Origin of the sequence: Pseudomonas sp. B6001, from assembly GCF_013386015.1 — a bacterium.
Classification (GTDB): Bacteria; Pseudomonadota; Gammaproteobacteria; order Pseudomonadales; family Pseudomonadaceae; genus Aquipseudomonas.
This window is the reverse complement of sequence record NZ_JACAOX010000032.1, coordinates 16,843-29,782: the sequence shown is the minus strand read 5'-3', so window position 1 is coordinate 29,782 and position 12,940 is coordinate 16,843. Positions and strand designations below refer to the sequence as shown.

14 protein-coding genes are annotated in these 12,940 nt (G+C 61.4%); 3 read left to right on the top strand and 11 right to left on the bottom strand.

Translation table 11 applies throughout. The features are described from left to right. Nucleotides 1-60: 60 nt before the first annotated feature. From pgsA to HX821_RS27060, 4 genes are all read right to left on the bottom strand, one after another. Nucleotides 61-621, bottom strand: a complete 561-nt coding sequence (gene pgsA, locus HX821_RS27075) for a CDP-diacylglycerol--glycerol-3-phosphate 3-phosphatidyltransferase (RefSeq protein WP_003208929.1) — start codon at nucleotides 619-621, stop codon at nucleotides 61-63. Between the two features lie 32 nt (nucleotides 622-653). Further along, entirely contained in the window at nucleotides 654-2,492 is a 1,839-nt protein-coding gene (uvrC, locus tag HX821_RS27070; RefSeq protein ID WP_032899474.1) for an excinuclease ABC subunit UvrC, read from the bottom strand. 1 nt (nucleotide 2,493) lies between these two features. Further along, nucleotides 2,494-3,135 carry a UvrY/SirA/GacA family response regulator transcription factor gene (gene uvrY, locus HX821_RS27065; RefSeq protein WP_008436066.1) on the bottom strand — a complete coding sequence of 214 codons (642 nt, stop codon included), beginning with the start codon at nucleotides 3,133-3,135 and terminating at the stop codon, nucleotides 2,494-2,496. Nucleotides 3,136-3,286: 151 nt separating this feature from the next. Next, nucleotides 3,287-3,652: a helix-turn-helix domain-containing protein gene (locus HX821_RS27060; protein WP_023658724.1), complete on the bottom strand. Its 366-nt coding sequence runs from the start codon at nucleotides 3,650-3,652 to the stop codon at nucleotides 3,287-3,289. An 81-nt stretch (nucleotides 3,653-3,733) separates the two neighbouring features. Between HX821_RS27060 and HX821_RS27055 the strand changes: the two genes are divergently transcribed. Further along, nucleotides 3,734-3,973, top strand: coding sequence for a DNA-binding protein (locus tag HX821_RS27055; RefSeq protein WP_003208935.1), 240 nt, complete (start codon nucleotides 3,734-3,736; stop codon nucleotides 3,971-3,973). A gap of 64 nt (nucleotides 3,974-4,037) precedes the next feature. On the opposite strand, the gene HX821_RS27050 is transcribed toward HX821_RS27055, so the two are convergent. Next, entirely contained in the window at nucleotides 4,038-4,472 is a 435-nt protein-coding gene (locus HX821_RS27050; protein ID WP_087694876.1) for a GNAT family N-acetyltransferase, read from the bottom strand. A 13-nt stretch (nucleotides 4,473-4,485) separates the two neighbouring features. Next, nucleotides 4,486-5,238 carry a carbon-nitrogen hydrolase family protein gene (locus HX821_RS27045; protein ID WP_177036928.1) on the bottom strand — a complete coding sequence of 251 codons (753 nt, stop codon included), beginning with the start codon at nucleotides 5,236-5,238 and terminating at the stop codon, nucleotides 4,486-4,488. A 145-nt stretch (nucleotides 5,239-5,383) separates the two neighbouring features. Between HX821_RS27045 and HX821_RS31910 the strand changes: the two genes are divergently transcribed. Continuing rightward, nucleotides 5,384-5,518 (top strand): hypothetical protein, encoded by a 135-nt coding sequence (locus HX821_RS31910; protein ID WP_003208942.1) that lies wholly within the window; start codon nucleotides 5,384-5,386, stop codon nucleotides 5,516-5,518. A 338-nt stretch (nucleotides 5,519-5,856) separates the two neighbouring features. Continuing rightward, nucleotides 5,857-6,933: a 3-deoxy-7-phosphoheptulonate synthase gene (locus tag HX821_RS27040; RefSeq protein ID WP_177036926.1), complete on the top strand. Its 1,077-nt coding sequence runs from the start codon at nucleotides 5,857-5,859 to the stop codon at nucleotides 6,931-6,933. A gap of 125 nt (nucleotides 6,934-7,058) precedes the next feature. On the opposite strand, the gene HX821_RS27035 is transcribed toward HX821_RS27040, so the two are convergent. The 5 genes from HX821_RS27035 to HX821_RS27015 form a co-directional block, all read right to left on the bottom strand. Further along, nucleotides 7,059-7,757, bottom strand: coding sequence for an NAD(P)H-dependent oxidoreductase (locus HX821_RS27035; RefSeq protein ID WP_003208945.1), 699 nt, complete (start codon nucleotides 7,755-7,757; stop codon nucleotides 7,059-7,061). A 9-nt stretch (nucleotides 7,758-7,766) separates the two neighbouring features. Next, nucleotides 7,767-9,386, bottom strand: a complete 1,620-nt coding sequence (locus tag HX821_RS27030) for an ABC transporter ATP-binding protein (RefSeq protein ID WP_177036923.1) — start codon at nucleotides 9,384-9,386, stop codon at nucleotides 7,767-7,769. 2 nt (nucleotides 9,387-9,388) lie between these two features. Next, nucleotides 9,389-10,216 (bottom strand): ABC transporter permease, encoded by an 828-nt coding sequence (locus tag HX821_RS27025; RefSeq protein WP_087694880.1) that lies wholly within the window; start codon nucleotides 10,214-10,216, stop codon nucleotides 9,389-9,391. A 3-nt stretch (nucleotides 10,217-10,219) separates the two neighbouring features. After that, nucleotides 10,220-11,179 (bottom strand): ABC transporter permease, encoded by a 960-nt coding sequence (locus HX821_RS27020; protein WP_177036921.1) that lies wholly within the window; start codon nucleotides 11,177-11,179, stop codon nucleotides 10,220-10,222. 165 nt (nucleotides 11,180-11,344) lie between these two features. Continuing rightward, nucleotides 11,345-12,931, bottom strand: a complete 1,587-nt coding sequence (locus HX821_RS27015; protein ID WP_177036920.1) for an ABC transporter substrate-binding protein — start codon at nucleotides 12,929-12,931, stop codon at nucleotides 11,345-11,347. Nucleotides 12,932-12,940: the final 9 nt, after the last annotated feature.

Below are 12,940 nucleotides of genomic sequence, written 5' to 3'. Positions count from 1 at the left end.
TTGGTGATGCGCATTCTATAGAATCCTCATCACCCGTCAACCCCTTGATTCAAAAAAGTTTTATTTCTTTTCAACCTCGGTGCGCAGATGCGGCCAGGCGGCGCGCAAATATTGCAGCATGGACCACAAGGTCAGGCCCGCGGCGATCAGCAGCAAGGCGTAGCCCAGCAATACCCAGAAGGAGAAATCCGACGGGTTGGCCAGCAGGATCACCAGGGCAAGCATCTGCGCCGCGGTTTTCCATTTGCCCATGTTGGACACGGCCACGTGGGCTCGGGCGCCGATTTCGGCCATCCACTCCCGCAGGGCGGAGACCACGATCTCGCGACCGATGATCACGGCCGCCGGCAACGTCAACCAGAGGTTGCCGTGTTCCTGCACCAGCAGCACCAGGGCGACCGCTACCATCAGTTTGTCGGCCACCGGGTCCAGGAACGCGCCAAACGGCGTGCTCTGTTCCAGGCGACGGGCCAGGTAACCGTCCAGCCAGTCGGTGGCGGCCGCGAAGGCAAACACCGAACTGGATGCCATGTAGCTCCATTCGTACGGCAGGTAAAACAGCAATATGAAAATCGGTATGAGCAGGACGCGTAGTACGGTGATCAGATTAGGGATATTCATCGGCACAACTGGCTACGAGGTGAGAAGGCATTCTACTCGCTGTGCAGATTTGCATAAATCAACTCTGCGAGCTTTTTACTGATACCGGGAGCTTTGGCTATTTCTTCGATGCTGGCACGGGACAGCTCCTGCAAGCCACCAAAATGTTTTAACAAGTCCCGCCGCCGCGTTGGCCCGACCCCCGCCACCCCTTCCAGGGTTGAGGTACGCCGGGTCTTGCCACGTCGGGCGCGGTGGCCGGTGATGGCGAAACGGTGGGCTTCGTCGCGGATCTGCTGGATAAGATGCAGCGCCGGGGAGTCGCCCTTCAAAGTGAACTCATGGGCGGCATCATTCAAGTACAAGGTTTCAAAACCGGCCTTGCGGGTGGCCCCCTTGGCCACGCCGAGCAGGATCAGGTCGGGCACCGCCAGTTCATTGAGCACGTCGCGGGCCATGGATAGCTGACCCTTGCCACCGTCCACCAACAGGATGTCCGGCAGCTTGCCCTCGCCGTCCTTCAGTTTGCTGAAGCGGCGGGTCAGGGCCTGGTGCATGGCGGCATAGTCATCGCCCGGAGTAACGCCTTCGATGTTGTAGCGCCGGTAGTCGGACTTGATCGGTCCTTCAGGCCCGAACACCACGCAGGAGGCCACGGTGGCTTCGCCGCTGGAATGGCTGATGTCGTAGCACTCGAGGCGCTGGGGCGGCTCGTCAAGGTTGAGGACTTCGGCCAAAGCGTCAAACCGTGCGGCGACGTGCTGGCGGTTGGCCAGACGTGCGCCCAGGGCCTGTTCGGCATTGGTCACGGCCAGTTGCTGCCAGCGGGCCCGGGTGCCGCGTACGCGGTGGCTGATGTCCAGCTCGCGGCCGCGCAATTCGTGAATCGCTTCGATCAGCGCCGGGAAGTCCTCATGCACCACGTTGACGATCAGCTCGCTCGGCAGGTCGCGCTCGGGGCTGCTGACGTAGTACTGGCCAAGGAACGCCGCCATGACTTCGGCGACCTCCTCTTCTATACCGGTCTGGGGGAAGAAGTTCTTGCTGCCCAGCACCCGGCCGCCGCGCACGCTGATCAGGTGCACACAAGCACCGCCCGGGTTGACGAAGGCGGCGATGACGTCGACGTCACCGGTGCCGCCCTCCATGCTCTGCTGGTCCTGCACGCGGCGCAGCAGGGAGATCTGGTCGCGCAGTTCGGCGGCGCGCTCGAAATCCAGGGTGCTGGCCGCTTGCTCCATGGCGCCGGACAGTTCATCGGCCAGGGCATTGCTGCGGCCTTCTAGGAACATTACCGAATGGCGCACGTCCTCAGCGTATTCCGCCGGCTCAACCAGGCCTACGCATGGCGCCTTGCAGCGTTTGATCTGGTACTGCAGGCACGGACGGTTGCGGTTCTTGTAGAAACTGTCTTCGCACTGGCGAACGAAAAATGCCTTTTGCAGCAGACTCAGGCTTTCGCGAATGGCGCCGGCGCTGGGGTAAGGCCCGAAGTACTTGCCCTTCTGCTTCTTGGCACCGCGATGGATGCTCAGGCGTGGGAAGTCGCCGTCCGAGAGAAACACGTACGGGTAGGACTTATCGTCACGCAGCAGGATGTTGTAGGGCGGCCGCCATTCCTTGATCAGCGTCTGCTCAAGGAGCAGCGCCTCGGTTTCATTGGCGGTGATGGTGGTTTCCACCTGGGCGATACGCGCCACCAGTGCCGCCGTCTTCGTTGCCAGGCCGGTCTTGCGGAAGTAACTCGCCAGGCGGCTCTTCAGGTTCTTGGCTTTACCAACGTAGAGCAGGCGCGCTTCGCTGTCGAACATGCGATACACGCCGGGACGGCCACTGCAGGTTGCAAGGAACGCACTCGGATCGAATTGGACCTTTATTTCAGGAGCTGTCATTTCAGGCGCTGGCGTCTACCATGCCGTGGCGTACCGCCAGCAGGGTCAATTCAACATCACTGCTGATGGAAAGCTTTTCGAAAATCCGATAACGGTAGGTGTTCACGGTTTTCGGCGACAGGCACAGCTTGTCGGAGATCGACTGGACTTTCTGACAGCCGACAATCATCAGGGCGATCTGGATTTCGCGCTCCGACAGCGCATCGAACGGCGAGTCGCTGGTGGGCTGGAACGACTTGATCGCCAGCTGCTGGGCAATCTGCGGGCTGATGTAGCGTTGGCCGGCAAATACCAGGCGAATGGCCTGGACCATTTCCGCCAATCCCGCGCCTTTTGTCAGATAGCCAGCCGCGCCCGCTTGTAGCAGCCGTGTAGGAAAAGGATCTTCCTCACACACGGTCACTACCACGACTTTGATATCCGGATGGCTGCGCAACAACTTTGTAGTGGCGCCAAGACCGCCGATCCCAGGCATCTTGACGTCCATCAAAACCACATCGGGCTTCAACTCCCGGGCCTTGATCAGGGATTCCTCCCCTGACTCGGCCTGGCCGACTACTTGCAGGCCATCGATGTCAGCCAGCATTCGTGTAATGCCTGTACGAACGAGATCATGGTCATCGACTACTAGCACCCTAATCAAGCAGACACCTCGCGATATGGTCTTATAGGTTGCTGAACACCTTAGCAAAAAACCACGGCGCAGACCTAGCTGCAAGCGTCATATATATAGAGTTTCAATGCACAACGGGCCGCCGCCGAGTGGCGGGCGGCTCAATTTCCTGGGTAAAAGGTCAGGAATCCGGGGCCGATGACCGGTTTTTTCCATTGGTGGAGAGTGAATGCTCGGCCAGGGTAGAGGTCAGGCGATGGATTGCATCCTGGTCTTCCTTGAACATCGCACGGTAGTTGCCCAGCACTTTTTCTTCGATTTGGCTCAGATTTTCCAGTTGGGTCGGCGTCGGCGTGCCGGTCAACACGTACAGGATATCGACACCTTTTTCTGCCACGCGGGACAAGTAATCGGCCTTGGGCGCACGGCCGCCATTTTCGTATTTCCCCTGTGCGTTAGCTTCTACACCTCCTATTTCACCAAAAGTTTTCTGCGACAGGCCAAGTCGCTCTCTTTCTTGCCTTAACCGGAAACCGATTCCACTCATTTGGATGTATGATCCTATTTGGCACACCCCAAGAGGTGACACACTCATCTCGTTTTACACAAACTTGAACGGTTTTGAACTATGCCCGGTATTCGCACTGCTGCACAAGCCAAGGCTTGGCTGGAACATCAAGGTAAGTCTGTTCAAGCGTTCGCCCGGGAACATGGCGTGGACCCGGCAACCACTTATCAAGTGCTCGCTGGGCGCAAAAAGGGACGGCGGGGAGAAGCCCACAAGGTCGCGGTCCTGTTAGGCATGAAGGACGGGATCATCCCGGTTGAGGACGAAACCGTAAGGCAAGATCAGGAAGTCATTTCTTGAAGTCAGTATGCGCTTATTAAAACCAAGTGCCTGTTTTCCCAAAATTGGCAGTACTCACACCTGATCACGGCCGGCAATTGCGCTCCATGCGCCAGAAGCAATCCTCCGCATCTACGATTTCCAGGCCCTTGCGTTGATACAGCCGTCGCGCCGGGTTGGTCTTGAAAACGGTCAACCGTAAAAGACCCAGCCCTTCCGCGCGCGCCTTGTACACCATCTGCTCGATAACCCAGCCGCCAGCCCCTTGATGACGAAACGCCTCAAGGATGTGCAATTCGCGGATATACAACGCTTTGGGGTCACGACTCAGACTGATGAAACCCAGCACCTGGGTATCGCGACAGATCAACCAGTTTTCCCGACCCGCCCAGGCGCTATCGAACCCGGCATCGGACCAGGACAAGTCGTATTGGCGATAATAGTTGCCCATGGCCTGATGGGTCAGGGTTCGGGCGAAGGCCAGGTGCTGGCTGGTTGCAGCCTGTAGTTGAAACGCCATGTGCCTGCGCCTCCTAAATCGCCACCTGTTCCCCGCGCCATTGGCCAGCGCTGCTGCGACGTGCAATCACCAACGAATCGCCCACACCAGGGGCGACTGCGATCAAAGTGCCGTCAGCGCCCCAGATCGCACTGCGTCCGGCGCAGGTCCAGCCACCGGTCGGGCCACCGTGATTGGCCATCAGCACCAGCATTTGGTGCTCGGCGGCGTAGCCTTGTAGCAACGTCGTATCGGGAGCGTAGCCACCTTCGCTGATCAGCACACCCGCAACGTAGATATTCGCCCCGGCTTCGGCTGCCTGCCGTGGGTGGCTGGGGTGGGAGAAGTCTGCACATACCGCCAGGGCAATCCGGTCGTTACCCCATTCAAGGGCGGCCCCGCCCTGCCCTGCAGCAAAGGCCGCTTCTTCACCGGGATGCAGATGCTGCTTGGTATAGACCGCCACCGAACCATCCGGCCCCAGCACCAGCGCGCCGATCAACACCTCACTGCCGGCCCCCAGGCGAATCGGCATGCCCACCACCGCGGTAATGCGCAACTCACGGGCCATCTCCCGCAGCGGCGCCACTACTTCATCGTCAGGCGCAATCGCCAATCCGGCGGCCAACGCTGGTTCGTACCCCGTCAGCGACAGTTCCGGAAACACCAGCAATTGCACACCATGCTCTGCCGCCGTGCGCATGAATGCCAAGTGACGCGCGATATTTCCGGGTACGTCGCCCGCAATGGAAATGGATTGGGCAGCAGCAATCGTCAAGGCCGTCATGGTCGCATCCAGGCAATCATCGTGAAGTCCGTGCAGCATATCGACACTTGGGTCATAGCCGTAAGTACCCAACCTCAATAGAAATTACTGATTGAATCCACCCGCTCGCCTCAGTTAAGCTCCCCCCATCATTTGGAGACTCACCATGTTGCAACTCACCCACACTCAGGTTTGCCCTGCTGCCAGCGCCCAGCGCTCGGTCGTGGCTGCCCGCGTGAGCGGTTTGAGCGCACTGGTCAGCTTTTATTTTGGGTATTGGTTTAGCCACTGGCGCGCCTGATACCTGAAATCGGCGCCCACTACTCAAGGGGTCGCCTACCAGAGAAATCTAACCCCCGGTCGGCTCCCCGACCGGGGGTTTTGTTTTTTCAGCCCTTATTATTTTTGCCACACACCGAACACTTAAAGGACTCACGCCATGAACTACGCCACCTATTACCGCTACGACACCTCCACCGCCTGGCGATTTAGCAAGCTCCGTTCGGGACAGCCTGCCGCCTCCGATCGGTCACCTATTGGTGGCAAGCCAGCACACGTAGCCAATACGGCCAATTGTCGAACACCCCAGTAGGGCAGAGCGTGCGGGAACAGCCCGCCGCTTGCCCAGGAAGCCCGAATATGAACGCCTCGATCGCCGCTCTGCCTGTTTCCACCCTGTCCTGCGCCAATGAAGCGCTGACCCAGCGTTTGCCCAGTGCCCTTGAGCTCAAGCACCAACTGCCCCTGAGCCCATTCCTCAATGAACAGATCCACGCCCATCGCCAAACCGTGCGCGCCATTCTCCAGGGTGAAGACTCACGCCTGCTGGTGATTGTCGGCCCGTGCTCGATCCACGACCCGGAATCGGCCATGGAATACGCGCGCAACCTGAAAAAACTGGCCCATGAAGTCAGTGACCAGATGCTGCTGGTGATCCGCGCCTACGTCGAAAAACCCCGCACCACCATCGGCTGGAAAGGCCTGGCCTACGACCCACGCCTGGATGGCAGCGACGACATGGCCGCCGGCCTGACCCTGTCCCGGGAACTGATGCGGGAAATGCTGCGCCTGGGCCTGCCGGTCGCCACCGAGCTGCTGCAACCGATGGCTGCCGGCTACTTCGATGACCTGCTGAGCTGGGTCGCCATTGGCGCGCGCACCACCGAATCGCAGATTCATCGCGAAATGGCCAGCGGCCTCGGCATGCCCGTCGGCTTCAAGAACGGCACCGACGGCGGCGTGGCCATCGCCTGTGACGCCATGCGCTCCGCCGCTCACCCGCACCGTCACTTCGGTGTCGACAGCCAGGGCCATCCGGCGATCATCCAGACCCCGGGCAACCCCGACACTCACCTCGTGTTGCGCGGCGGCCATCGTGGGCCGAACTACGATCGCCAGAGCGTGGCCCAGGTTCACGCCGACCTTGCCAAGAGCAAAGTCGCGCCGCGGATCATGGTCGACTGCAGCCACGCCAACAGCGGCAAAGACCCGCTGCGCCAACCGGCGGTGTTCAACGACGTGCTGGAACAGCGCCTGCAGGGCGACACCTCGCTGATCGGCATGATGATCGAAAGCCACCTGTTCGAAGGCTGCCAGCCATTGAGCCCGTCGATGAAATACGGCGTGTCGATCACCGATGGCTGCCTGGGCTGGGACGGCACGGAACAGCTGCTGCGCAGCGCTGCCGAGCGGTTGCGGGTACACAATCGCGCCTGACAAATGAAGACCAAATGTGGGAGCGGGCTTGCTCGCGAATGCGGTGGTTCAGCCAGCACATGCATCAACTGGCACACCGCTTTCGCGAGCAAGCCCGCTCCCACACTGGATCTTCATTCACTTGACTAAAGTGGATAAAGAGCCTCATCAAACTGCGCCAACTTCGGAAACACCAACGGCTGGTCATCCGCCAGCCCTTCCAATCGCTGCTGGTAACTGTGCAGGAAAGTCTGCCGGGCCTCGGCGCTGATATACGGCACATGCCACGCCACAAACGGCTCCAGCACCTCAAACCCGACATACGCCAGCGTGCCACGCAGGATCGGCCGCAGCATGTCCTCCAACGGCCCGTGAATCGCACCCTCGCCAAACATATGCTCGCGCCCGCCAAGGGTGACCGTGACCAGCGCTTTCTTGCCGGCGAGCCCGCCCTGATCATAAAACCGCTTGCCGCCGTAGCACACGCCCGACACCAGCACCCGGTCAATCCAGCCCTTGAGCATCGCGGGCGCCGAGAACCAGAAGATCGGGAAATTGAGGATCAGCAGATCGGCCCACAGCAGCTTGTCCAACTCCTGCCGGATATCCGCCGCGATGGATTGGCTTTTCACCCCCAGGCGCTGCTCCAGGGCATACACCAGGTAGTCGGGGTTCTCCCGAGAGGTGAAGTCCGAGGCGCTGGCTACGGGATTCCAGTGCATCGCGTACAAATCACTGACCTGTACCTCATGCCCCTGCGCTTGCAGGGTAGCCGTGGCCTGGTCACGCAAGGCCGCGGTAAACGACTGCGGCTCGGGATGGGCGTGGACAATCAACACCTTCATAAAAACTCCTCAAGAAGTAAGCGCGGCCCGTTCGGCCAGCAAATGGTCGAGCCAGTCGGGGTCCATTTCCGGCTCCGATGAAAACAGCAGGCCGGTGTAGTCCTGATACGGCGGGGTGAAGATCGCGCTGCGGCTGCCCTGGTCCACCACCCTGCCCCGCTGCATCACCACCACTTCGTCGGCGATGGCGCGCACCGTGGCCACGTCATGGGTGATAAACAGGTAGGCCACGCCCAACTGCTGCTGAATGCGGTTGAGCAGTTTCAGCACGCCCTCGGCCACTAACTGATCCAGGGCCGAGGTCACTTCGTCGCAGATGATCAATTGTGGGTCGGCCGCCAGGGCGCGAGCGATGCAGATACGTTGCTTCTGGCCGCCGGACAGCTCACGGGGCTGACGCTCCATGAAGGTGGCCGGGTCCAGCTCGATCATCTCCAGCAACTCGGCGACTCGGGCGCGCATGGCCTTGCCCTTGAGGCCGAGGTAGAAGGTCAGCGGCCGGCCGATGATGTCGACGATGCGCTGGCGCGGGTTCAGCGCGGTATCCGGGATCTGGTAGATCATCTGGATCCGCCGCAACTGCTCCTTGCTGCGCCGGCGAAAGTCCGCCGGCAACGCTTCACCGTCATACAACACCTGCCCCGCCGTGGCTGGCAGCAACCCGGTAATCAGGCGTGCCGTGGAGCTTTTGCCACTGCCGGACTCGCCGATCACCGCCAACGTCTGGCCGCGATACAGGCTCATCGACACGTCATGCAGCACCGGCTGATGCCCGTAGCTGGCGCATACCTGGCGCACTTCCAGCAACGGCACCTGCTGCTGTGGGCAAGCCTTGGGCTCGGTGCGAAAGCTGCGCACCGCCCACAGGGATTTGGTGTAGTCCTGCTGCGGGGCGCTGAGCATGGTGCGGGTCTCGGCCTCCTCCACCAGCTTGCCGTGGCGCAGCACCATGATGCGGTCGGCCATCTGCGCGACCACCGCCAGGTCATGGCTGATATACAGCGCGGCGCTGCCGAAGGTTTTTACTGCATCGCGAATCGCCGCCAGCACTTCGATCTGAGTGGTGACGTCGAGGGCAGTGGTGGGTTCGTCGAAGATGATCAGGTCGGGGTGACAGGCCATCGCCATGGCGGTCATCACCCGCTGCAGTTGCCCGCCGGAGACCTGATGCGGATAACGCTGGCCGATGGTTTCCGGATTGGGCAGGCGCAGCACGCGGTACAACTCCACCGCCTCGCGTTCAGCCTGGGCGCGGCTGATGCCACCGTTGATCACGGCGGTTTCCACATGCTGGTCAATCAGCCGGTGGGCCGGGTTGAACGACGCGGCAGCGCTTTGCGCAACGTAGGCAATCCGCAGTCCTCGCAGCTTGCGCAGCGCTTCTGGCTTGGCCTGCAACAGCTGAATACCGTCAAAGCACACCGAGCCACCGGTGATGCGACAACCATCGCGGGCAAAACCCATGGCCGCCAGGCCCAACGTTGATTTACCCGCGCCAGACTCACCAATCAGCCCCAGTACCTCACCCCGTTGCAACGTCAGGTCGATACCCTTGATCAACGGATGCCAGGCGTCTTCGTAATGCCCTTCAATCTGCAGGTTGCGGATTTCCAGCAGTGGCTTGTCCATCCTCAACACTCCTTCAGGCCGCTGGATTTATGCAGCATCCAGTCGACGACAAAATTCACGCTGACGGTGATCAACGCCACCGCCAGGGCCGGCAGCAACGGGCTGATGTCGCCGAAGGTAATCAGCACCGCATTGTCGCGGACCATGCTGCCCCAATCGGCGGTGGGTGGTTGAATGCCCAGGCCAAGGAACGACAGCGCGCTGATAAACAGGAACACGAAACAGAACCGCAGGCCGAACTCGGCAATCAATGGCGCGGCGGCATTGGGCAGCACTTCGCGGGTGACCAGCCACCACAGCCCTTCCCCACGTAAGCGCGCGGCTTCGACGAAGTCCTGCACCACCACGGTCATCGCCACGGCCCGGGACAGGCGAAACACCCGGGTCGAATCCAGCAGTGCAATCACCAGCACCAGCGAGGTGGCATTGGTGCCCACCACGCTGAGAATCAGCAAGGCGAAGATCAGCTGCGGGATCGCCATCAGAATGTCCACCACCCGCGACAACCCTTGATCGACCCAGCCGCCCTTGATCGCCGCAATCAAGCCGCTCAAGCCACCCAGTAAAAACGCCAGCACCGTCGTCAAAAAAGCGATGCCCAGGGTGTTGCGCGCGCCATACACCAGGCGGCTGAACATGTCCCGCCCAAGGTTATCGGTGCCCAGCAGGAACTGGCCGCTCCAGGGCGCAAACCCGTCGCCCACCACCTGGGTTTCGCCATAGGGCGCGAGCAGCGGTGCAAACAACGCCACCAGCACGTACAGCACGATGACCAGCAGGCCGAACTTCGCGCTCAATGGCGCCCGGGCCAGTTGTGTGAGAAGGCTCATGGTCTACCCCTTGGGATGCATCAGGCGTGGGTTGGTGGCGATGGACAGCACATCGGCGCCGGTATTGAGCAGGATGTAGGTGGCGGCAAAGATCAGGCTGCACGCCTGCACCACCGGGATATCGCGCTTGGACACCGAGTCCACCAGCAACTGGCCGAGGCCCGGGTAGACAAACACCACCTCCACCACCACTACGCCCACCACCAGGTACGCGAGGTTGAGCGCGATCACGTTGACGATCGGCGCCAGGGCATTGGGCAACGCGTGGCGCCAGATAATCCGCGACTGGCTGATGCCCTTGAGCCGGGCCATTTCGATATACGGGCTGGCCAGCAGGTTGATCAGCGAGGCGCGGGTCATGCGCATCATCTGCGCGATCACCACCAGGCTCAGGGTGGCCACCGGCAACACCGAACGTTCGAGAATGGTGGCGAATGAGGCATCCGGCGCCAGGTTGGACAGGCTGGGAAACCAGCCCAGCTTGACCGAAAACACCAGGATCAGCAGGTAGGCGACGAAGAACTCCGGGAACGACACCGCACTCAGGGCCGAGGTGTTGAGCTGGCGGTCGAACCAGCTGTTGCGGTACAGCGCGGCGAGCATCCCCAGCACCAGCGCCAGGGGCACCGAGACCAACGCCGCCAGTGCCGCCAGGCGCAAGGTGTTGCCCAGGCGTGCGCCGATCAGTTCGGCGATGGGCCGCTGGTTGGCCAGGGAAGCGCCGAGGTCGCCGTGCAGGAGGCGCAGCAGCCATTGCACGAACCGGCTCAGGGGCGGCAGGTCCAGGCCCAGTTGGGCGCGAAAGGCGGCGACGGTTTCCGGCGTGGCGGACTGGCCGAGCATGGCCTGGGCGATATCACCGGGGAGCATGCCGACCGCCAGGAAGATGATCACCGAGACGGCGAACAACGACAGCAGGCCAAGGGCGAGACGTTGGAGTACCAGTTTGAATAGGCTATTCATGTTCGGTTCTCATGAGTTGGGCATGTGCTCGAAGGCGACACAGGACCAATGTGGGAGCGGGCTTGCTCGCGAAAGCGGTGTGTCAGCCAATACAGATAGAGACTGATCCACCGCATTCGCGAGCAAGCCCGCTCCCACAATTGATTTGTGGCGTTTCTGAAATCTTCACGCCTGCCACCATCGCTCGATCAACCGCAACCCATCCAGTTCCCCATACGGCGCCGTCAGCGGTCCATGGCTGACGCGGTTCGAGCGGGCCGCCACGGAGCTGGCGAACAACGGCACAATCGCCCCGCCGTCGTCCCGGCACAGGCTCTGCATTTCGTTGTACATCTCCTGGCGCAGCGGCGCGTTCATCTCACCTCGCGCTGCGTTGAGCAACTGGTTGAAGCGGTCGTTATCCCAATGGGTTTCGTTCCACGCCGCCCCCTTGGCGTAGCCGATGCTGAACATGCGGTCGGCAGTCAGGCTGCTGTACCAGAACGAGGTGGTGAACGGCTGCTTCATCCAGATGTTGGAGAAATAGCCATCCGCCGGCTCGCGCACCACGTCGATATCAATCCCGGCCTGGCGCGCCTGCTCCTTGAACAGCACCGAAGCATCCACCGCGCCGGTGTAGGCGGCATCGGAAGCTTGCAGGCGCACCTTCAGCGACTCCACACCGGCCTTGCGCAGGTAGAACCGCGACTTGTCCGGGTCGTAGGTGCGCTGCTCCAGGGCGGCGTTGATGAAACGGCTGCCGGGCTGGATCGGATGGTCGTTGCCCACCAGGCCATAGCCATGCAGCACCGAGGCCAGCAGGGTTTCGCGGTTGATCGCATGCTTCATCGCCATGCGGATGTCGTTGTTCTTGAACTCGTTGCTGTCGCACAACATCGGGAAGGTGTAGTGCTGGGCGCCCTTGGTTTCTTCGATGACCAGCGTGGGATTGCGCTTGAGCAGGGCTACGGTTTTCAGGTCGACCTTGTTGATCACGTCGACTTGCCCGGTGACCAGCGCATTGACCCGCGCTGCGCCGTCGGCAATCGCCAACAGCTCGGCGCTGGCGAAGTGTGCCCTGCCCGGCTTCCAGTAATCAGGGTTGCGCTCCAGGTCCATGCGTACGCCCGGCTCGAAGCTTTTCAGGCGATAACCGCTGGTGCCGATCCCGGCCTGCCAGTCGGCGGCGCCGTCCTTGGCGGGCATGATCACCAGGTGGTAATCGGCGACCACATAGGCGAAACCGGCATTGCCCGAGTGCAGTTCGAACACCACTGCATCGCTGCCCTTGGCGCTGACACTGGCCACATCGCCGATCACCGTCTTGGCCGCCGAGGTGGAGTTGGCTGCCAGGTGATGGTTGATCGAGGCCACCACGTCGTCAGCGGTCAGGCTTTTGCCGTTATGGAAGGTCACGCCCTGGCGCAGCTTGAAGGTCCAGATGCGCGCGTCGGGCGTCGACTCGAAGCTTTCGGCCAATTCGGGGATAGCGCTGCCGTCCACCGCGATTTCCGTGAGGGTGTTGTACACCGCCGAAAAGCCGACGAAGGTGAAGGTGTCGACCCAGGATCCCGGGTCGCGGGAGTCGGTGGTGCTGCCGCCGGCCAGGCCCATGCGCAGCACTCCGCCCGGCTTGGGCGTGGCCTCCTCGGCAAAGGCCTGCAGCGGCAGGCCCATGGAAAACGCGGCGGCCACGGCACCGGCTACGGCGCTGTGCTTGAGGAAGTCCCGCCGGTGCATCGCTTGAGTCATTTTGTTGTTGTTTTCGCTCATGGTGTTGCT